13 protein-coding genes and 1 other RNA gene are annotated in these 20,580 nt (G+C 55.7%); 4 read left to right on the top strand and 10 right to left on the bottom strand.

Annotated features, from left to right (window positions below; genetic code table 11):
- Positions 1-9: 9 nt before the first annotated feature.
- The 8 genes from HKK57_RS05970 to HKK57_RS05935 form a co-directional block, all read right to left on the bottom strand.
- Complete coding sequence (locus HKK57_RS05970) at positions 10-5,493, bottom strand: ATP-binding protein (protein WP_169389912.1); 5,484 nt, start codon at positions 5,491-5,493, stop codon at positions 10-12.
- The gene (locus HKK57_RS05965) at positions 5,486-7,027 is read right to left on the bottom strand and encodes a hypothetical protein (protein ID WP_169389911.1); all 1,542 of its coding nucleotides are present in this window, start codon (positions 7,025-7,027) and stop codon (positions 5,486-5,488) included. The genes HKK57_RS05970 and HKK57_RS05965 overlap by 8 nt, the downstream gene beginning before the upstream one ends.
- On the bottom strand, positions 7,024-9,168 hold the full coding sequence (locus HKK57_RS05960) for a hypothetical protein (RefSeq protein ID WP_169389910.1): 2,145 nt from the start codon (positions 9,166-9,168) through the stop codon (positions 7,024-7,026). Before HKK57_RS05960 ends, HKK57_RS05965 begins: the two co-directional genes overlap by 4 nt.
- Before the next feature lie 20 nt (positions 9,169-9,188).
- On the bottom strand, positions 9,189-10,874 hold the full coding sequence (locus HKK57_RS05955; RefSeq protein WP_201975851.1) for a DNA cytosine methyltransferase: 1,686 nt from the start codon (positions 10,872-10,874) through the stop codon (positions 9,189-9,191).
- 543 nt (positions 10,875-11,417) lie between these two features.
- Positions 11,418-11,811, bottom strand: a transfer-messenger RNA (tmRNA) gene (ssrA, locus tag HKK57_RS05950).
- Positions 11,812-11,913: 102 nt separating this feature from the next.
- A complete protein-coding gene (locus HKK57_RS05945) occupies positions 11,914-12,198 on the bottom strand; it encodes a hypothetical protein (RefSeq protein ID WP_169389909.1) in 285 nt (94 codons plus the stop codon).
- Positions 12,199-12,298: 100 nt separating this feature from the next.
- Entirely contained in the window at positions 12,299-15,133 is a 2,835-nt protein-coding gene (locus HKK57_RS05940) for an FAD-binding and (Fe-S)-binding domain-containing protein (protein ID WP_169389908.1), read from the bottom strand.
- 126 nt (positions 15,134-15,259) lie between these two features.
- Positions 15,260-16,954 (bottom strand): lactate permease LctP family transporter, encoded by a 1,695-nt coding sequence (locus HKK57_RS05935; protein WP_029299015.1) that lies wholly within the window; start codon positions 16,952-16,954, stop codon positions 15,260-15,262.
- 259 nt (positions 16,955-17,213) lie between these two features.
- Between HKK57_RS05935 and HKK57_RS05930 the strand changes: the two genes are divergently transcribed.
- The gene (locus HKK57_RS05930; protein WP_169389907.1) at positions 17,214-17,981 is read left to right on the top strand and encodes an FCD domain-containing protein; all 768 of its coding nucleotides are present in this window, start codon (positions 17,214-17,216) and stop codon (positions 17,979-17,981) included.
- A gap of 65 nt (positions 17,982-18,046) precedes the next feature.
- Here the strand turns inward: HKK57_RS05930 and smpB are convergent, their stop codons facing one another.
- On the bottom strand, positions 18,047-18,529 hold the full coding sequence (smpB, locus tag HKK57_RS05925) for an SsrA-binding protein SmpB (RefSeq protein ID WP_029299012.1): 483 nt from the start codon (positions 18,527-18,529) through the stop codon (positions 18,047-18,049).
- 168 nt (positions 18,530-18,697) lie between these two features.
- On the opposite strand from smpB, the gene HKK57_RS05920 reads away from it, so the two are divergent.
- Together HKK57_RS05920 and HKK57_RS05915 are read left to right on the top strand one after the other, a co-directional pair.
- Positions 18,698-19,132: a type II toxin-antitoxin system RatA family toxin gene (locus tag HKK57_RS05920; RefSeq protein WP_029299010.1), complete on the top strand. Its 435-nt coding sequence runs from the start codon at positions 18,698-18,700 to the stop codon at positions 19,130-19,132.
- The gene (locus HKK57_RS05915) at positions 19,125-19,439 is read left to right on the top strand and encodes an RnfH family protein (protein WP_154907882.1); all 315 of its coding nucleotides are present in this window, start codon (positions 19,125-19,127) and stop codon (positions 19,437-19,439) included. Before HKK57_RS05920 ends, HKK57_RS05915 begins: the two co-directional genes overlap by 8 nt.
- A gap of 61 nt (positions 19,440-19,500) precedes the next feature.
- Here HKK57_RS05915 and HKK57_RS05910 read toward each other — a convergent pair whose 3' ends face one another.
- Positions 19,501-20,028 (bottom strand): outer membrane protein assembly factor BamE, encoded by a 528-nt coding sequence (locus tag HKK57_RS05910; protein ID WP_029299006.1) that lies wholly within the window; start codon positions 20,026-20,028, stop codon positions 19,501-19,503.
- A 98-nt stretch (positions 20,029-20,126) separates the two neighbouring features.
- Between HKK57_RS05910 and fur the strand changes: the two genes are divergently transcribed.
- The gene (fur, locus tag HKK57_RS05905) at positions 20,127-20,531 is read left to right on the top strand and encodes a ferric iron uptake transcriptional regulator (protein ID WP_003194220.1); all 405 of its coding nucleotides are present in this window, start codon (positions 20,127-20,129) and stop codon (positions 20,529-20,531) included.
- The last annotated feature ends 49 nt before the right edge of the window (positions 20,532-20,580 follow it).

Genomic DNA, 20,580 nt, shown 5'->3' with positions numbered 1-20,580 from the left:
CGAGAGCTCCTATGCTGGGCTTTCATCTCCCTCCTTAATCAGTTCGTAGAAAGGTAGACCGCGAATTACCTCACCTGATATATCGAAAGATTTATAGAGGCAGTGATGATTAGGTAAGGTCTTCACACGCTCTGATAGTTCTGCAAGATCCGATGTAAAGCCGAGGACTCCCAGTTCGGCAGGCGTGATGTTTGGTACCTTATGGATGAACCAGGATAGTAGCGGTTCCCTGTAGTCGGTCGCACCTACCTTAAAGTGCCTAAGGAATTGCGACGCTAGTAACACGCCAGTTCCAAACTCCCGGCCCTGCAGCAACAGCTTGCGTAGAACGTCGAATTCGTATCGCATGATATTGTCGGCTTCGTCCACCAATAGGTAGGAATCGATCGCCCTGAGCTGCGGGTCGGTGCCAGTAAATGCTCGCTTGGGTACCTTGAGCATGTTCTCGTAAAACATGTTTAGTAAGATGGCGACGAGCATGTTCTTACTGCGGTCGTCTTGTCCCATGGAGCTCAGGGATATCACCACAACGCCATCGAAGAATTCGTCAAAAGGTTTTGTTTCCCCCTTGGTCTTCGCAAACACCTCCATGTCCACCAGATCGTCAATGATCGCCATTGGCGCGTCCGACTTCCCGCCAAGTATTTCTCTGTACTCTGCATGGATGTCGTAGATCGTAGGCTGGCGGTTTTGAGCATTACCTGCCTCGTAGGCGTTGCGGACAGCTGCTTTGAGTTTGTCCCGCTGCACGGGACCTATGCCCGAGTAAACCTTGTCGAGGACATCTGCGAAAAACCGGAAGCGATCCAGCCACGGTGCTGAAGATTCTCCCATTCCAGTGGTGTCGAAGAGGTTCAGGGGGAGGTGATAGGGCTTCACCACCTTCGCTCCGGTAGCCTCTACGAAATCCGGGCTACTAAAGTCGCTTTTATAATCGAAGATCAAAAAGCGTGGTTTGATCCCACGGTTTGCATCACTGGCTCTGGATATCTGTAGGATAAGCGACTTGAGGAATTGGGTCTTGCCTGTGCCGAGATCACCTGCCACACCGATGTTCAGTTGATTGAGTCGAGTATCGGATATGTTCAAACTTAGCTGTCTTGGCTCGAAACCATCAACTGTTTTACCTACGGAAAGAATTACTCCGCTGCTTAACTCGTCAGGATTCAAAGAGGATGCGATCTCTCCAGTTGAATTATTGGAGGATGTTTCTTCATTGATTAACTGCTCAACGGGTACGTTGTGTGGAATTGTCGAAGGGTCTACCGACCGTTTGCTTTCCGCTGCAGAACTGTCGAAAGGAGGCAAGCTGGTAGTCTGGGCTAGCAGGGGAGGTAATAATCCCCAATCGCCCACCTTGGCTCGCACCGCGTCGTAGAATGACTGTGGATCACTGTCGAGTACGATACGACCTGCATCCTTGCTCGAAATGACAATCGTCTCGTCGAAATTGTCGCCATCGCGATTATGTGGGCCGCTGAGGCTTGATTCGTCGACGACGATAAGTCGTCCCCGTGAGTCTAGAGTAGGTCTAGAGTCAGGATCGAGGATCGCTGCGGCGATTAGCTCGTGGTACCCGGCCCAGCGGGTAGAATGTCCTTCTACTGCCTGATGCTGACTGTAGACTCGTAAGCCGAAGCCAATCATTGAGAGTAGTAGATGTTGGTAGGCCAGGCTCCATGCCAAAGATTTGTTGGCGCGTTCCTCGATGGCGTGCAAGAGTTTTGAGAGTGCTCTGGCTTGAGAAAGGGCTTCGACGGAGTCGGTGACTCCGAACACGCTTCCTTGGCGGCACTTGACCTCTATCGGCGTCAGATGCAGGTGAACTTTGTCGCTGCTGATTCGCACGCCGACGACAAGCAAGTCAGGGCGTGAAAGGGAGGTGTCCTTGCGTTCTTTGCCGAGGGAGCGTGCAAGGTCGGCTAGATAACCTCTGAACGGGTCGACGGGAACGATTATTGCGATTGTGATTTCCTCTGGCGAACCCGCGAGCACCGGTAACAAGCTGTTCAGGTTTCCTTCGGTCCGGAACTGGTCTTGAAGGAGTCGGACCGCTAGAAATAGGCCTAGGTCTCCTGTAGCGCCTGTATCGTCTCCAGAGAGACCGCGAACGGTGGGGATTCCTCTCCTAGCAACCTCTAAAAGAATATGCTCGATCTTTGAGTCGTCTAAGTTGTCGCACCCTGGAAGGGGCTTCAGAACACGACGTAAGGCATCACGATCGGCTTGCTTGACCTGTGACAAGAGGTAGTAGCCGCTGGTATCTCCTGCGCGATGGGAGTACGAAGGGAGGTCGTAGTCCCATAAGTAAGTGCCTTTGATCCAACCACCCAAAAAGCAAGCTGGGTCAATTGCAGAAGACGAGACTGCAACATAGCCGGCGCTATTTTCCTTAAGCATATCGGACACTGCATGGACGCTAGGCGAGAACTGCAGGCCAACCTTACGGTCCCTCATCCTTTCAACCATAAGCATGCATGCCGAAACCTTGTCGGCGAATTGTTCGCCAGAGGGAGGCATCTGCCGGCCTTGACGGGATTCACTTAGGAATGAGCCTTGAAGCTGACGCCTGACCCTGTGTCTTATTAGGCCGCCAACGCCCATCGGTGAGAGCATGCCTACATCCTTGGAGCCAGGTTCTGCCGAATCCAGTTGTGCAATGATGCCTAGATCCGGCGTGGCGCCTAACGGTTGTTTGTCATACCAGCGAACGTGGTTATCGGTGTCCTCGGAGAGGTTGGCGATAGTGGCCTGGTCAGGCCTTCCTGAAAGCCTAGTGTCGAAAACTTCCAAAATCTTCGCGCCGACGCTTTGCATAGGTGCGTTCGCGCCTCCGTTACCAAACCGCTTTGTACACCAGTTGGTCAAACCTTCGTTGCAGGCATCAGTGGTACCACCTGCGCTAGACACTACTAGGCTGATAATGGGCTTTGCTGCAAGAAGGCTGGTTACATCGTCGAGTGCACGCGAAACCTGAGCGGGGCTGAATCCACTTGATATACCGCCGACAGTTAGGCCGAAGGTGTTGTCGAATGGGGGGCGGCGGGTACGCGCTGGTAGCTGGCTCAGGCGAGAGCCATTCCAAAGGACAGACCAGTAGTCGGAACTGCATTCGACGGATAAGAAGTCTATCCGCTCAACGCCACTCGGAGACTGAAGCGAGATGGTCAGCAGGTCTGGAACACAATCGGGGTCAAAAATACTTGCCGCCGGACAAGGCAAGGGTGAATCGCCTTCCACCTCGTCCCTTAGGACTTTCTGAGCAAGACAATGCCATGCAAGTCGTAATGGATGAAGGGGGGAAAGGATGATTGCTTCTGGAATTCTACTCAGGGTTCGTCCGTCTAGTTCTAGCGAGCAGACTGCAACGGTATCAATCCAACAAGCAATGTCCGGGTCAGTGTCGAGCCAAGACATGTACGCATCGAGATAGCTTTCGGCGAGCACGCGAAACTCGGTGTCTTCCGAGAGCCAGGCTCCTAGCGTCGCAGACTCGATGAGCCCCGCTTGGTCTTCGCCTCGTATATATTTTGCAATCTCTTGGCGAGTTTCCACGAATCCCTTTGGTGGCTGGAAGCTCAGGATATTGGGGCGCGGGTCATGCAGGAAGCGGCCTTGCGAGAGAATGGGGCCATTAGTGGCATTCCAGTTGGGTGGAACCCAACTAGATACGTAGTCATCTGCTATCACTAGAGGTCTGAACGATTCGGCTACGTTCTGCTCCTCAAGTATCCAAGACTGCAAGCTTGAGGCGCGCGCATTCCGGTCCAGATGCACGACGGCCTTGGTATCGAATTTGTCGAGATGTCGACGGTTCAACTTGATTAGGCGCTCGAACTCGCTCCGGCAGCCTTCCTCCTTTGCCTCATCGCAAGCAAGGTAAACTCTGCAAGTTTGAGGGGAGGTCTCGCTCGAGAGGTTGAAGGCTATATCTAGTTGATACTTACCGTCGGCCTCCACTTCTACTAGATATTCATCCTCTCCTACGAGGCGCGCGTTGAGGGATTGTTGCTTTCCTTCTAGTTCAGTAGCATCGTCCGGCATTCCCTCCACGTTGCCAACGGTTGCTCCTGGTGACAGGTGTACACGCAGCTCATATCGACCCGAACCAGGTAGCGAAAGGGATGTCTCCCAGTCCATCGCTGCAGTCTTTTTACTAGGTTTCTTAGGCGGTGACAGTTTTTTCGCTAGCCGGCAGGTTACTAGTATTCCTGGCTTCCAGTTTATTAAGGAAATAACCCGGATACTTGCAGGCTTACACCCCGCGGAGGTGACCTTATAGGTTATCGGTGTTTTATGTGCGGGAGGGAGACGATCTGTGTATTCATTAATTCCGCTAGAGGATGTTTGTAACGGGGTTGGCGCCTTACCATAGGAACCGCCAGTCAGTAGAAACTCTTCTGGTTGACCGCTTTCGCTCGTAGAGATGGTTAGTTCCACCTTGTCGCGCACGATCGCTGGTAAGCCCTTGGCTGCGGGAATAATACTATTTGTGCATCGAATGCTGATCTCTCCGATGACTTCATCGGGCTCGTCGGCAAGCAGATCAGTCCATTGCTCTATGGTTAGCAGCGTCCACCAACGGGGCGGAGAAACTAGTGATAGAGTTTTCCCTGGCAAATAAAAAGCCTGGGTTGCTCGTTCAAAGGCTGTAGGTACGTCGCAGCTTGTTTGAAGGTGGTGGAGCAACTCTCGAAGAGCTAGAACAATATCGTCAGGGGCACCGTGTGCTAGACGTTCAATACCAGTCTTGAAACCATCAGCAAGCTCATCTGCAATTTTAGCTATGACGGAGAGCTGTGCCTTCGACGAGACCCCATTGTCTGCCATTGGAGGGAGACCGCATGCCAGAGCAAGCGCATTTCCAGGTGAGAGATGTAGTTGGGCGGTCTCTATCGAAAATATGCGAGATAGCATGCGCCATGAAGCTGCGTGGTTGGCGTGTTCTGAATCCACTTCGTCGATGGAGTTTGCAGCTGCACGGATTAATTGCTTCGCATCCTCTCTCTGCGAATCTACGATACCTGCGACGAGCAGTGCCACATTTACCGATTGCTGCACAAAACCGTCGTCCCACCATTTTTCGAGATCGGCACTCATGCCGAAGACATCACTTGAAGATTCGATCGAAAGGTTGTTGTGCTGGCCTGCAGGAACTAGCGCAACGAAACTGGAATTATTTGGATCATTTCGTACATCCAGCAAGTGGTCGTTATCGCATTTGCCGGACTCCCCGATACGAAGCTTATGGCTATTCATCTGGTCGGTTGGATATTGGAGCAGTACCGGTAGAGTTACCATACTACCGTCTATCCCAGACATAACTTGAATTCCCCCATCACAAGCGAGCTCCTCGTAGACTTGCTCGAGAATCTCGAGGGGGGGGCCACGGAAAATCAGCCGGTACTCAAATTTCTTGCCGCTAAGGCCCTGCGTTGCACCCAACGCTTTCTCACGGACAATTGTTGCGAGCCAGTTTGCGAGTTTATTCATGTTCGTATTCCTGAAGGACTTGGCTCGTATGGAACGGTGGCAATAGCAGCATGCCGCTCTCGGCATCTGGGCTATCGAGCACAAGACCGAGCATCCTTAGCTGGTGCCCCAAATCATTCCTGGCTATATCGTGCTTATCTACGGTAACGCCATAGGCTTCGAGATGTAGCCCTAGTCTATGGATTGAGCGAGGTCCACCCATCCCGGCGAGGGCGCAGTGGACTAGAGCCAACACGGCTACAGGTCCGAGGGATACGATCCATGGACTGGATGGACTGCTCCCTTTCTTCTTGAGGATGTATCCCTGGTCATACCCTCTGAGCAACGGGACTGCAGTCTGGCGTTGCCCTAGCGCGTGCCTCGCGAACTCGAGCAGATTCGAGCCGATGCCTTTCCTGCATAGCAATGCGCGAGCTTCTTGCTCGCGTATATCGATAATGGTTTCGAGAGTCCCTGCGCGAAGAAGTGTATTTCTATGGTTTTTGATATGCTGGCAAAGGGCGGCAATTCCTTTACTTGAGGAGAAGTCGCCCTCGTAGGGGGCTCCTATTTGCTTGAGTGACCAAAGGAGCGTATTGATCCCCAGCCTGGCGTTTAGGTAGCTGGAAACCTTGTCTTTGATACCTTGAAGAGCCTTTCCGCCATAAGCCATGTATTGCGGAGCCTCAGGGAAAATTGCGATCCTTATCTCTTGCTCGTTAGGCGCCGCGCCTTCGGTAAGTGCTGTAGAGAGACAGCTCCAAATTCTGGCGTGGACGTCACATAACCACGTCACATGGGACACTGCTCCTAGACGCAACACAGCCTCTAATAAACTAGTCCATTGCCGGCGAGTCATGGAGTCTTTCGCCTGAATGATGGCTTGCAGGTCTTTGGCAAATCTTCTGGCTGGCAGGAATTGGATTTCCTGAAAGTCGGATGCCGTCAGTGTTGCCGCTTCCTCTTCCGGAATCCGCACTAGAGACCATGTACCTCCGCCTTGATTCCACGACGATGTCTCCTGCTCAAGCCAGCGGGCGAAGAAGTCGTCTTTATCATTGACACTTAGAGAGCCAAAGAGATGTTTCCAAAGGCGCTGTGCTGATTCCTGATCCTTTGAACCCAGGCAGACCATCCGGCGTATCAAGCTGCCGGCAGGCCAGGAGTTGCTACTTAGACGAGCGGAACCGGAGAAGATCGCTGCTCCTGGTACGAGAGGAGTAACCTGCACAAAGCGTTTAGATGATTGGTTAGGAAGTTTTGGGCTCTCCAATATCCCGTGAAGCACGGTATGCCAGGCATCCACGCCAATCACCGCTCCACTTGGTGGCAATTGGCTCTTTTCTCGAAGCTTTTGTATGCGCTTATCTAGATCACGTCCCGCCTGTGGCACGCTGCCTTCGCTCGCTGATTCAAAGCCTATCGTCCGGTAGAGCGAGGCTAACAGGACCTCTGAACTTGCGTATTCCGGTGCAGGGCTCATAGCTAGGGCCGACTTTTGATAAATGCTATTGGAGAAGCGCCAAGGTGCTTGCTTGAATTCCATAAGGCTCATACGACCTCCTCCTTGCTCGCAACTAAGCCATCCCATGAACGAGCTACTACAGTGCCGTCTGACCCGATACGAATTTTGGCATGCTCGAGAAGTTCCTCATCCCGGACAATGGAACCAGAAAGACGAGCTTTTGTTGTATCCAATAGGGCCAAGACTGTACGAGGCAGGGAGGCAGGGGATAACCCCCTTTCTAGCTCCTTCACTGCCTTGAACAAATCATAGGTAAGAGGGATTGGTTGTGCCGATTGCACATGGCCGACCCCGAGGTAACAGATTGGGGAGCGAGGTCGCCCCGAAGTGTTCTGGGGCAGCATCCTGACCTGACGTAGAGGCACAACCAATGTTGCCTGACGTTGCTTGGGTGGAAGTGGTTGTCCAAATGTAGTGGTTAGCGAGACCTCGAATTCCTGACCGGTATTCAGCAGCCCCTTCACTTGCTGCACAACCTCGTAAAGCTGGTGCTTGTCATTCTCTTCGACGACTAGTTGAAAAGCCTGCAGGATCTTGAAATCAGCAACTATTGCCGTTCGGGTGCAAATGCTTCTGCGGACTAGGCGGCAAGCAAAGTCGCGAAGTAAATGTTGAACACGACTGGCTGCGACGGGTCTCCTTCGTCGGACAATTGGCATAGAAAGCATTTCGTCTGCATTGGAGAGTCGCTTGAGTAGCTCAATCTCGTTTCTCGATAACACTTTATATTTGCGGATGAACTCTATTCCGCCAGCGAGGGAGCGACTAAAGCGAATGTCGAGGTCGCCGAGGCTAATCATGCTCTGGCTACTTACGGCGACCTGACTGTCGGGACTTGCGAATGCAGGGTCTAAGGTCTCGACAAGGCCTTCCAGCAATGGCGCAATTGTAGCCGGTAAGTAATGTGTCTTTCTCTCTGCGAGAAAATGCACAAGCCCCATCAGGGTTCGCCCAGCTTCGGCATCTAGCTCCTTTTCGAGCCCTAAGTCTTTGAGGTCACGGCGGAGCGAGGTCGCTGCATCCTTGTCCCAACGATGGAAAAGTGCATGTTGGTAGCTTGACGTTGCTAGGTGAAAAATCGCAGTGAGCGTTTGTCGGTTGTGCTTTTTTGTGCCTGCTGCTTTGTGGTCAAGTTCGACTAGGTTCTCGGCCCATTGGCAAGGTGTTGATTGGTGTGTGTGTCTTGCTGAGTCATGAACTACAGGATGGTGCCCAGCCAACAAGTACGAGGTAAGCGAGAAAAGGTCGCGGAAGCTCCAACGCTTGCCGCTGGCTAGCTCATACCAGCGTAGTATCTTTAGTAACGCTGTTCGGTGCTCGTCTCTGGCTAAGATAGCCTGGCTGGTACAGAAGGGGCATTTTTCTCCCGCTGGACATGATCCCTTTGCGGGCCACATTTCGGATGCAGTGGCCTGGCCGATGAGAATTTCAGCTGGCGCCGAAGTCTCGTCGTCAGGCTTGACTAGAAGGGACTCTGCATCCATTGGCCAGACCGCAATCGATGGGAAACCGTCGAGTGGCCAGCATGAAGGGGCATCGTACGCCAGGCTCACAGCCCTCGTTATAGCCTCGAGGATAACACGCGGTTTTTCCAGATTATTGTCGATAGCATGGATCAACGCATCATCGAGGACGCCACGGTTAACGCAGCATAGGTAAGCTTGGGATGGTGGCCCATCCAGAAGCCTGCCGAGCTCCTCGATAAGGAGTGCTGGTGCAGTACTTCCCTCGTGACCAGCTGTAGAAGTGGCGTCCTGAACTATATCCAAGCTCAGGCTACTATCGAATCTTGAAAGGCTTCCAGCATCGACGCTTACTATTCGTGGGACTTTGAAGCCGGCGGATGGATGGAACGCCTTTGACAGCTCTTCGATGAGCCGTCCCCCACAGCCTAGGCTCGCGTCTAGGCAGTGGATAGTGGACTCGATCGCTTCGGTTTTTCCATTACCTGGGCCGCCAACCAGAAGGATAATCCTCGGGACGCTCGTGCTGTCGGCCGGAAGCTTTTCGGCCCAGGCTTGGAGTCGAGCCAGAAGGCTTGTCCTTAATAATAGTTTGTTAGGCTGGCCGCTTTCGTTGTCTAAAAGCCGCTTCACTCCCCCCGAGTGATGGCCGGCCCAGTCGACAAGGGCTGCGGGGTAGCGCGCCCCTTCCATTTGGGTGCTATCCATTCCCCTCGACTCCTATGTTTTCAAGCTATGGCTAAGATTTCTTGTTCTACTTTATTGACTATTTGTTGGCTAGCCCCCGCCATGGCCTCTTCTAGTATCGACTTGATGGCGAGCCCAATCGCTCTAGCAAGGTAAGGAGGGACAGCGTTGCCCACCTGCGTATAGCGCGGGCATTCTTTAGTCCGTTGGCTACCACCCGTAGTGAATTTGCCGCGGAACTGGAACCAGTCGGGAAACGACTGAAGGCGCGCAGACTCCCGTACGGTCAATATTCTGGGCTCGCTGTAATGGAGAACGTCGTCGGGTAGCGTTGTTATTGTGGGTGCTGGGATGCCGGCTCGCATCAGGCAGATACGGTGCTTCTTGAGACCATACTTTTCCCTTTGGGCCAAGTTCATTACAACACCTTTAGCGCACTCGGGATCCTGAATGATCTTCATGAACCGCTCCCTGATCTCGGGCTTGTGTTTTGCTAGGCGTACGCTGTCCATGGAGCCGTCGCCCCCCTGATGCATAAGGGTTTGGTAATGTGTCCGAGGACCTGCATAGTCGAGCTCTAGGAAGCCAGTGCGAGAGGAGGTGTCAGTGCACGGCCGGGTCCCTGTGTGCTCTATCTCCAGATCAGAAATGGCGTCCCAAGCGCTGACCATTTCTGGAAGGCCGAGCTCCTCCAGGTGCTTGATCCTGGCGTCCTCTAATAGCTCAAATGCCCGGGAGGCGCCGCCATGAAGATGACGCGCAAGATCCTTGCGGACCCCTATTACAATTAGGCGTGGGCGCTTCTGCGGTACTCCGAAGAGTGACGAGTCCAATATTCGACCAAGAACCTGATAGCCAACGCTGTCCAAGCTTTCGACTAGCTTGTCGTAATAGGACTGAGGCTTCGATGGGAAGCCATAGTCTTTCCAGGATTTGGCTTGATGCGCGACCTTCATGCCCGGTACGTTTTCCAGAACAAGGGCCGCGGGTTGAATGGCCTTGACCATTTCGACGTACTTCTCGAACAGTTTGTTTCGTGGGTCGGATTCCAGTCGCTTTCCAGCGAAACTGAAACCTTGGCAGGGAGGACCTCCTGCAAGAACATGTACCTTGCCCTTGAGCTTGGAAAGCTCAAGTGGATGCTGCTCGAGAATTTCGTCGATACCCCACGCCTTTTCCTCCAGCCAATCAGGCCAGGCGAACTGGGGGACAGGTACATCGCGCCCTTCTATCAGATTCGCTGATAGCGTGGAGAAGGCCATTTTGTCGCGCTCGACGGCAAATACACCATTCAGTCCTGCGAGCGAAAGACCAAGAGAGAGGCCTCCGCAGCCCGCAAAAAGATCTGCGAACATCAAAGGTTGCCCGTGGGCGGGTAGCGGGGGGAGGGTCTCGATATTTTTCATGGGCTCCTGCCCGGATATGGCTGTGTTCAGGGGAGGGAGCGTCTCGCGAAGCCCTTGGCAATCACCAATCTGGGCGGCCTGATGATGGCGTTTCTTTGCCATCGATGCTTCAGGCTTACTCGGCAAGCTTTCCAGAGGAAGGTCGATAGGCGTTGAACGGTAAATAGTGATGGATAATGGATTGCCCCGCAAGGAAACGCAATGGCTTGGGCCGCCTGATGGCTGGCTTGGTTTGAGATAACAGTCTTCACTTATGTCTTTGAATTCATCTGGAAATATTGCATCGGCTAAGCCAGGGGCTTCGCTTGGTGGTACCCACATAGTTGAGCTCCTTCAGCCGGTTTGAACCCCGAGTAATCTTTCCTCAGCGCAGCCCTGTGCTGGTCTGGTCGGGCGCTAGCTGAGTGAGTGTATTGAAGAGTAAGCAGATAGATCCAGGTCTTTTGGAAGGCGTCAGTTCGGGCCGCTGTAATTATATACAGTATTAGCCTTGGGGCGATTCGTACAGTCACGTTCGTCGACTGATGCGGCGTTCTTTGATTTAAAGAGGCTCTGCAAGCAACCCTCGCACTCTTGCGTCCGCCAAAGTGCCGCGCGGGAGGAGCTCCGAACAGGAAGAGCAGCAGACCACGCAGAAATAGAGCTCAGGTTTCGATCGACCAGATAAAAAATGAATTTATGCCGGCAGGAGGCGTCTCTGCTTCCCGTCCTGTATCTGCCGTTTATTCGAAGCTGAAGTGGGGCTGGAGAAACCATTGAAAGAGCAATAAAGCTATGCCAACAGCGATCAGGATCGGCGGGAATCGCAACATCAGGATTTCAGGCACAAAAAAAGACGCCCTTTGACGTCTTTAGATGTTTGTTTGGTGGAGCCGGGGGGATTTGAACCCCCGTCCGCCAGTACTCTGCTGTCGGTACTACATGCGTAGCCGTGTCTATTAAGTTAACCCTCAGCGACCCGACGGGCAGGGTGCTTTGGGCGAGTTGTGTAAGTTTTAGCCGCTTCGTCCACAACGTACTGCACGGCGATTCTGTTCTATATGACAATCACTTTGGGTTTACAGACATCCCCTGATGATTGCTGGACCCGAAGGTACCAGGAGGGAAGGGCTAAGGCTGCTTACGCAGCGAGAGCGTATTCCCCGTAGGTTTCGTCATTGGCAACTATAGAAAGTTGCAACAGTGGATTTACGAGTTCTGTTACCAACTCGGCATGCACCTAAAGGTTCGCAACCGGCGTCGAATCCTAAACGGCCCCGTGCTTGTTGATCGATGTGATCGTGAGCAACAAGCCTGCGCAGTGTACGTCAAACGGTCACAGAAGGCCAACCCGAAAGGTTGGCCTTGAGCGGTTGGTGGGTTATGGGTTGCCGCCCTTTTCCAGGTTTTCCAGGTCTTGCAGCGCCTTGGATGTGATCTCGATACATTTCTTTTCATCGCCGGCCGCATGGGCGGCTTTGGCTTGGGAGACTGCAGTGTCGATCTCGCCGCTTTTGCCGCTGGTGTCAGTGGCTAGCAGCGCTTTGCTGTTGTTGATTTTATCCAGGTTGATCTGGCACAGATCTGCTTCATTGCCTGCGGCAAACACGGGGGAGGCCAGCATCGCAGCGGTGACGAATACACCAGCCAGTACGGAACGCTTCATGGGTATCTCCTTGTGCAAAGAGGTCTCGATGCTGCGCGGTACGTGCGGCAGCTGGCGAGGTTATTGGTCAGCCCCGGTTGCCCGGGGCTTAAGCAAGTGACTACGCCAGTGTGCAGGGGTTCGTTTTTATTGCGCGGGCCTGGGTCACCCGGTCGACCAGGTAGACCAGGCCGTGGTAATCGATCCCACCATGCTGGGTCAGACCGATCTCGCAGGTGCGGCTGGTGGAGATACCTTCGCTGCAGTACTGCACGGCGTCCTTGAGCGAACGCAGGGAGTGGGCGTTGAGCTCCGGGGTGGTGAAGCCTTTGTCGCCGGCGAAGCCGCAGCAGTGGATGCCTTCGGGGATTACTACGTTGTTGCTGCAGCGCCGGGCGAGGTCGATCAGGGCCTGGCTTTCGCCCAGGTGCTGGGTGCTGCAGGTGACATGCACGGCAATGGGGGCATCCTGGGGTGTGAAGTCCAGGCGGTCCATCAGGTGGGTGCGGATAAATCGAACTGGGTCATAGAGGTCCAGACGCGTTTGCCCCAGGTCCTGGACCAGGCGCAATGTGCAGGGGCTGGTATCGCAATAGATCGGGTCGAGGCCGCCACGGCTGGCGTGGAGCAGGGCGCCGATCAGTTCCTGGCGTTTGTGCTCGGCCTGTTCGGCGTAGCCTTTGGAAGCAAAGGGCTGGCCGCAGCACAGGCTGTCTGGGTTGTCCGGGATGACTACCTGGTAACCGGCTTTTTCCAGCAGGCCACGGGTTTTGTCGTACAGCGACATTTGCTCTTTGTCCCCGGCCGCCGGGCCCATTGCTCGCGATACACAGGCCGCGAGGTAGACCACACGTGGTCGCTCGTCGTTGACAGCGGGGCTGAAGCGGATGGCTTTTTCCGGCTGTGGCATGGCGCTGGTCCACTGCGGGATCTGGCCCTTGGACAGCTTGGTTACGGAAGCCGAGAGTTTCGCCAGGCGTGGCGCGCCGAGCAGCATGCGCGCGCCGTTGGCCACATGCAGGGTAAAGCGCGCACCTTGCAATGCGGTGGAGAAATGGCTGGCCAGCCACTCGGCGGTTTTCGTACTGTCAGCTTCGCGGCTACGCAGTTTTTTCACCAGGTCACCGGTATTGATGCCTACCGGGCAACGCTGGGCGCACAACCCGGTGGCGGCGCAGGTGTCGATGCCTTGGTAGTGATACGCCGCTTCCAGCTCGGTGGTGTCGATGCCGGCGCGTTTACGTGCCTGGATATCGCGCCAGATCACGATGCGCTGGCGTGGGCTGAGGGTCAGGCCTTTGGATGGGCATACTGGCTCGCAGAAACCACACTCGATGCACTTATCCACAATCTCGTCGGCGGCGGGCAGCGGCTTGAGGTTTTTCAGGTGGATTTGCGGATCTTCGCTCAGCACCACGTCCGGGTTGAGAATGCCGTTGGGGTCGAGCAGGCGCTTGAGTTGCCACATCAGTTGATAGGCATCGCTGCCCCACTCCAACTCGACGAAGGGCGCCATGTTCCGACCGGTGCCGTGCTCGGCTTTCAGCGAGCCGCCGAACTCCACGGCCACCAGTTGCGCTACGTCATCCATGAACGCTTGGTAGCGTGTGACTTCTTCCGCGCTGTTGAAGCCTTGGGTGAAGACAAAGTGCAGATTGCCTTCCAGCGCGTGTCCGAAAAGGATGGCCTCGTCGTAGTGATGTTTGTCGAACAGCTCGATCAAGCGGTTCACGCCAATAGCTAGTTGCTCCACCGGGAAGGTCACGTCTTCGATGATCACCGTGGTGCCGGTTTTGCGTACGGCGCCGACTGCAGGGAAGGTGTCTTTGCGGATGGCCCACAGGCGAGCGTTTTCCACCGGGTCTTCGGTGAAGTCGACTTGTTTCTCGACCGGGAAGTCGGCCAGCGACGCCATGATCAGCGCCAGTTGCTCCTGCAGCAGCGACGATGAAGCGGCACGGGATTCGATCAATAGCGCGCAGGCACCTTCCGATAGCTGCTGTACGAAAGCAGGCATGCCGGGTTTGTCTTGCACCGAGCGCATGCTGCGCCGGTCCAGCAACTCGACCGCCGACACCGGCTGGGTTTTCAGCACCGTTACGGCGTTGCAGCAGGTTTCTACATCGGGAAATACGATCAGGGCCGAAGCCTTGTTCGGGTGATCGATCACCGTGTCGTAGGTCACGGCGCTGATAAAGCCCAGGGTGCCTTCGGAACCCACCAGCAGATGGCTGAGGATATCCAGTGGTTCGTCGAAATCCACCAAGGCGTTTAGCGACAGGCCAGTGGTGTTTTTCAGACGGTATTTATGGCGAATTCTTGCGGCCAGTTCAGCATTGGCCCGCGTCTCGCGGCCCAGGGTAGCCAGGCGTTCCAGTAACGGGCTGTGTTGCTCGCGGAAAGCGGCGACGCTGGCGGCATCCTCGGTGTCGAGGCGGCTGCCGTCGGCCAGCACCAGGCGAATCCCTGCCAGGGTGTGGTAGGTGTTCTGGGCGGTGCCGCAGCACATGCCGCTGGCATTGTTGGCGACAATACCGCCGATCTTGCAGGCATTGATCGACGCCGGATCCGGGCCGATCTTGCGCCCGAACGGCGCAAGCCACGCGTTGGCCTGGGCTCCGATCACCCCGGGTTGCAGGCGGATTTGCGTACCTTGGCCACGAATCTCGCGCCCGTTCCAGTTATCGCCGAGCACGATCAGCACCGAATCGCTGATCGCCTGGCCGGAGAGGCTGGTACCAGCCGCACGAAAGGTCACTGGCACGCGATCGCGTTGTGCCAGTTGCAGCAACTCAACGACTTCATCTTCCGATTCGACTCGGATCACCAGTTGTGGGATCAGTCGGTAAAAACTGGCGTCGGTGCCGAAAGCCAGGGTGGAAAGAGGATCGTCGAAGCGCCGATCTTTCGGGATCAGTCGTGCGACAGCATCAAGGAACGCGATGGGCAGACTCATGGGTCCTCCAGGATCAGCAGCACCCAGTCTGGGGAGCCTAGGCGCCACGGTCCAGCAGACTGGGTTGTGAATAGCTGACGCCGCAAGGCGGCTGCGGCGTCGGTTCTAACGGTATTGCCTGTGGTCTTAATGCACCAGCATGCCGGTGAACCAGTACGCCTGGGCGTAGGTGATCAGGCCGACAATTGTGGCAAAAAACAGGCTGTGCTTGAGGGTAAAGCGGAACAGGTCGGATTCTTTACCCACCAGGCCGGTCGCGGCGCAGGCCACGGCGATCGATTGCGGGGAGATCATCTTGCCAGTCACGCCGCCACTGGTGTTCGCCGCCACCAGCAGGGTGTCGCTGACACCGATCTGGTGTGCGGTAGTGGCTTGCAGGGAGCTGAACAGGGCATTGGACGAGGTATCGGAGCCGGTGAGGAACACGCCCAGCCAACCGAGGAACGGCGAGAAGAACGGGAATGCTGCGCCGGTGCCGGCCAGTACCAGCGCCATGGTCGAAGACATGCCGGAATAGTTGGTGACGAACGCGAACGCCAGCACCATGCCGATGGACAGGATTGGCCAGCGCAGCTCGTAGAAGGTCTCTTTCAAAGTGGTCAGACCAGTTTTGAAGTTGATCTTCAGCACCAGCATGGAGATCAGCGCAGAGAAGAAAATCGCTGTACCGGTCGCGGAAATCGGGTCCAGTTTGAACACCGCTGGAATGGCAGTGGGGTTGGTGACAATCGGCGCAACCTTGATCACCATCTGGTCCAGGTGCGGAATCGCAAAGTTGAACACCCAGCTGTACATCGAACCGCCAGCGGCGAACATCGCCTTGAACGGCTTGAGGGTCCAGATGGTGACCAGTACGGTCAGGATCAGGAACGGCGACCAGGCCTTGAAAATTTCCATCAGGCTGTAAGGCGAAGCCACGGAAGTACGTGGCTGGCCGAAACCGCCGACGCTGCCGGTGACCGAAACGCTGGACGTGGCGCCGGCAATCTGGGCACCCGCAGTGCGCTTGGGCTGCCAGACTTTCAGGAACAGGGTCAGGGAAATCAGGCTGGCCAGGGCCGAGGTGATGTCAGGCAGTTCCGGGCCGATAAAGTTGGAGGTGAAGTACTGGGTGATGGCAAAGCTCAAGCCGGCCACCAGTGCGGCAGGCCAGGTTTCCTTGACGCCGCGCAAGCCGTCCATCATGAATACCAGCCAGAACGGCACGAACAGCGACAGCAGCGGCAGTTGGCGGCCGGTCATGGCGCCGATCTTGAAGGCGTCGATACCGGTGACTTGCCCGGCGACGATGATCGGGATCCCCAGGGCGCCAAACGCCACCGGTGCAGTGTTGGCAATCAGGCACAGGCCGGCGGCATACAATGGGTTGAAGCCCAGTCCTACGAGCAGCGCGGCAGTAATCGCTACCGGGGCACCGAAACCGGCGGCGCCTTCGAGGAATGCGCCGAAGCAGAAGCCGATCAGCAGCACTTGCAGGCGTTGGTCATCGGTAATCGACAGTACTGAGCTGCGGATCACTTCGAACTGGCCGCTCTTGACCGTCAGTTTGTAGAGGAATACCGCGGCGACGATGATCCAGGCGATTGGCCACAGGCCGTAGGCAAAGCCGTAGCCGGCGGCAGCGATTGCCATATCGACTGGCATCTGGAAGGCGAAGATCGCTACCAGAATCGACAGCGCCAGGGTGATGCTCCCGGCAACATGGCCTTTAAGGCGAAACACCGCCAGGGCCAGGAAGAAAAACACGATAGGAATAACGGCGGCCAGTGCGGACAGGCCAAGGCTGCCGAGTGGGCTGTAGAGCTGTTGCCAGGTTTGCATATGGGGTGGCCCCTAATTGTTGTTGGTCATGCATGTTTAGCTGATTTGGATAATTGGTAAGACCAATTTACAATCGCTGATGGCTAGGTTAAGAGCCTTCGGGGTGATGTGTCAATTTGCCGCCTGAGAAACTTTGGTCGCATGTCGGCGGCGTGGGGTCTGATCGGTGTAATCAAAGGGGTTCTGATAGGTGCCGACAGCGCGGCAATAGGCCAGAATAGAGGGCCCGGCGAGTGGCCGGGATCGTGGAGAGTCAGTTATGGCGTTTGATCAGGTGCGTCAGCGCCGTTTGTCCGACGATATCGTCGAGCAGCTTGAGGGGATGATCCTTGAGGGCACGTTGAAGTCGGGCGAGCGATTGCCGGCCGAGCGCGCACTGGCTGAACAGTTCGGTGTGTCGCGCCCGTCGTTGCGCGAGGCGATCCAGAAGCTGGCGGCCAAGGGGTTGCTGGTCAGTCGCCATGGCGGCGGTAATTATGTGGTGGAGACGCTGGGTTCTACCTTCAGCGACCCCTTGTTGCATCTGCTGGAAAACAACCCCGAAGCCCAGCGTGATCTGTTGGAGTTTCGCCAGACGCTAGAAGCATCGTGTGCTTATTACGCGGCGCTGCGCGCCACGGAAGTGGACCGCGAGCGTCTGACTGCGGCTTTTGATGCCTTGCAGGATTGTTATACGCGTGATGATGAGGTGAGCCGTATTGAAGAGGGCGCGGCCGATGCCAGGTTTCACTTGGCTATCGCCGAAGCCAGCCACAATGCGGTATTGCTGCACACCATCCGCGGCTTGTTTGATCTGCTCAAGCGTAACGTGGTGACCAATATCGGTGGCATGTACCAGCAGCGCAGCGAAACCCGCGACATGCTGATCAATCAGCATCGGGACTTGTACCTGGCAATTATCGAAGGGCGGGCCGAGCAGGCGCGGGAAGTTTCGACACGGCACCTGCTATATGTGCAGGAGGTGTTGGAGGAGGTGCGTCAGGAAGTGCAGCGCATGGCGCGGGCGGAGCGGCGTAAGGGGATGTAGCCAATAGTGCGGCGCAGGGAGCGGGCTCCCTGGCCACATGGGCGCGCATCAAGGGGCGGGGAAGATCAGTCTTCCTTGCCCTTGTTGCGTACGGCGCGCTGCAATTCCCGATTGGAGTCGCGCTCGCGCTCGGTATCACGCTTGTCGTATTCCTTCTTGCCCTTGCCCAGCGCGATTTCGCACTTGACCAAATGCTTGCTCCAGTACCACGACAGGCAGACGCAAGCGTAGCCTTTCTGTTGTACCGCGGCGGCGAGCTTTTCCAGTTCGCGTGCATTGAGCAGCAGTTTGCGCGTGCGTACCGGATCGGCAATCACGTGGGTGCTGGCGGTCATCAACGGCGTGATATGACTGCCGAGCAGCCAGGCTTCGCCATCTTTGAGCAGCACGTAACTGTCGACCAGTTGCAGCTTGCTGGCGCGCAGACTTTTTACTTCCCAGCCGGCCAGGACCAGACCAGCCTCGAACCGATGTTCGATGAAGTAATCGTGTCGCGCCTTTTTGTTTTGCGCGATGGTCCCTGTTGGGTGTTTCTTTTGTTTAGCCATAGGGGCGGCATTATAGGCAGTTGCGAGCGTGTCGGCTACGGTCAACCTGCGTGCTTGAGCGTGTTGGACGAATCCCGGACAATACCGCCAGTTTTCTGGTTTTTTTCTCTCGCGAATCGTGCAGTCTTTTCGCGATGTTTGCCGCTCAGCTTCGGAAATAACGCTCCCATGACGACGCATATTCAACGCTCGGCCCTGCTGCCTTACCCGGCGCAAGCGCTTTATGACCTGGTCAACGACGTGGCGAGCTACCCGGATTTCCTGCCCTGGTGCTCCTCATCCACGGTATTGGAGAGCAGCGACGAGCATATGCGCGCGAGCCTCGAGGTGTCCAAGGGCGGGCTTGGCCAGAAGTTTGTCACCCGTAATGTGCTGGTTCCTGGGCGGTCCATCGAGATGAATCTGGAAGAAGGGCCATTCACCCAGTTGCACGGGGTCTGGGTATTCAAGCCGTTGGGGGAGAAGGCGTGCAAGATCAGCCTGGACCTGACGTTTGATTACGCAGGCTCCATTGTGCGGGCGACCCTGGGGCCGCTGTTCAACCAGGCGGCGAATACCTTGGTGGATGCGTTTTGCCAGCGGGCCAAGCAACTGCATGGCTGAGCGATTAATTGAGATTGAGGTGGTCTACGCCGCAGTGGATCGCCAATTGTTGTTGAGCCTGGCGGTTGCGCCGGGGACGAGCCTGCGGGCGGCGGTGCTGGCGTCAGGCATTGCGGCACAGTTTCCCGAGCTGGATATCGACAGTTGCCCATTGGGGGTTTTTGGCAAAGTTGTGGCGGACGCTGAAACCCGTAGCGTGCAGGCTGGTGATCGCATCGAAATCTATCGGCCCTTGCTGGCCGATCCGAAGGAAGTGAGGCGCTTGCGAGCGGCAAAAGCAGCCGAAGCTCGGCGGTTGAATCCATAGTCTGTGAAACAGCAGGCAACAAAAAGCCCGGCATGCCGGGCTTTTTGTTGAGCGATGCAAATTATTGCGGGCTGGCGTCCAGAGGTTCTGGAGTTGGCACCGGAACGGTTTGCACACCGTCGATATCTTTCTGAATCTGGTCAAGCAAGGAGCCTGGCTTGGCCGGTACTTCGGACTTGGGCTGTTCAGCATTCTGCGCTGGCGCAGTGACGCTGGTCCCGCTGTCCTTGCCCAACAGGGCTTCATCACGGCTTACGCCGGGCATGAAGTCACCGGAAAGGCTGACGAGCTGATCGTTGCCATTAAAGATGACACTGACGCGCTCCTGTTGGCGCTCCCCGCCTCCAGGTTGCAGGCTATAGAGATAATCCCAGCGATCGGCATGGAATGTGTCGGTCAGCAGGGGATTGCCCATGATAAACCGTACTTGCCGTCGGGTCATTCCCGGGCGTAACTGGTCTATCATGTCCTGCGTGACGACATTGCCCTGCTGGATGTCGATTTTGTAAACCCCGGGGAATGAACAACCGGCGAGTGCGAGCAGTCCCACAAGGGTGAAACTGGTTAGCAAGAGCTTGGTGTTTTGCATCGGTGGGCGACTTCCACTATCTTGGCTGGGACAACGTAAACGCCGATCATACCCGTATTAAGAGAAGCTGCGAAGCAGCATCCGCGAGAAAGCTAACCATGGTTGAAAATAGCGAACTACGCAAAGCCGGTCTTAAAGTGACTCTGCCACGAGTCAAGATTCTACAAATGCTCGATTCCGCCGAGCAACGCCACATGAGTGCCGAGGATGTCTACAAGGCGCTGATGGAGTCTAACGAGGACGTTGGCCTGGCCACGGTTTACCGTGTACTGACCCAGTTCGAAGCCGCAGGGCTGGTGGTTCGTCATAATTTCGACGGCGGTCATGCAGTATTTGAACTGGCTGACGGTGGTCATCACGACCACATGGTTGACCTGGATACCAATGAGGTTATCGAGTTCACCAGCCCCGAGATCGAGGCGCTGCAGCACAAGATTGCTGAGGAGCACGGATTCGATTTGGTTGACCACAATCTGGTTCTGTACATACGTAAGAAAAAGTAAGAAAGCTACGCAGATTCACTCTGCGAAACGATCGAAGGCGACCCTAGGG

The sequence above is a fragment of the Pseudomonas sp. ADAK21 genome (assembly GCF_012935735.1).
Classification (GTDB): domain Bacteria; phylum Pseudomonadota; class Gammaproteobacteria; order Pseudomonadales; family Pseudomonadaceae; genus Aquipseudomonas; species Aquipseudomonas proteolytica.
Note: the sequence above shows the minus strand (reverse complement) of the source record. Positions and strands in the feature narration are given on the sequence as shown.

What these genes read in the sequence shown, in the direction of transcription:
- HKK57_RS05970 (WP_169389912.1), bottom strand. Translation starts at nt 5,493, where the DNA reads ATGAATAAACTCGCAAACTGGCTCGCAACAATTGTCCGTGAGAAAGCG.
- HKK57_RS05965 (WP_169389911.1), bottom strand. Translation starts at nt 7,027, where the DNA reads ATGAGCCTTATGGAATTCAAGCAAGCACCTTGGCGCTTCTCCAATAGC.
- HKK57_RS05960 (WP_169389910.1), bottom strand. Translation starts at nt 9,168, where the DNA reads ATGGATAGCACCCAAATGGAAGGGGCGCGCTACCCCGCAGCCCTTGTC.
- HKK57_RS05955 (WP_201975851.1), bottom strand. Translation starts at nt 10,874, where the DNA reads ATGTGGGTACCACCAAGCGAAGCCCCTGGCTTAGCCGATGCAATATTT.
- HKK57_RS05945 (WP_169389909.1), bottom strand. Translation starts at nt 12,198, where the DNA reads ATGAAGCGTTCCGTACTGGCTGGTGTATTCGTCACCGCTGCGATGCTG.
- HKK57_RS05940 (WP_169389908.1), bottom strand. Translation starts at nt 15,133, where the DNA reads ATGAGTCTGCCCATCGCGTTCCTTGATGCTGTCGCACGACTGATCCCG.
- HKK57_RS05935 (WP_029299015.1), bottom strand. Translation starts at nt 16,954, where the DNA reads ATGCAAACCTGGCAACAGCTCTACAGCCCACTCGGCAGCCTTGGCCTG.
- HKK57_RS05930 (WP_169389907.1), top strand. Translation starts at nt 17,214, where the DNA reads ATGGCGTTTGATCAGGTGCGTCAGCGCCGTTTGTCCGACGATATCGTC.
- smpB (WP_029299012.1), bottom strand. Translation starts at nt 18,529, where the DNA reads ATGGCTAAACAAAAGAAACACCCAACAGGGACCATCGCGCAAAACAAA.
- HKK57_RS05920 (WP_029299010.1), top strand. Translation starts at nt 18,698, where the DNA reads ATGACGACGCATATTCAACGCTCGGCCCTGCTGCCTTACCCGGCGCAA.
- HKK57_RS05915 (WP_154907882.1), top strand. Translation starts at nt 19,125, where the DNA reads ATGGCTGAGCGATTAATTGAGATTGAGGTGGTCTACGCCGCAGTGGAT.
- HKK57_RS05910 (WP_029299006.1), bottom strand. Translation starts at nt 20,028, where the DNA reads ATGCAAAACACCAAGCTCTTGCTAACCAGTTTCACCCTTGTGGGACTG.
- fur (WP_003194220.1), top strand. Translation starts at nt 20,127, where the DNA reads ATGGTTGAAAATAGCGAACTACGCAAAGCCGGTCTTAAAGTGACTCTG.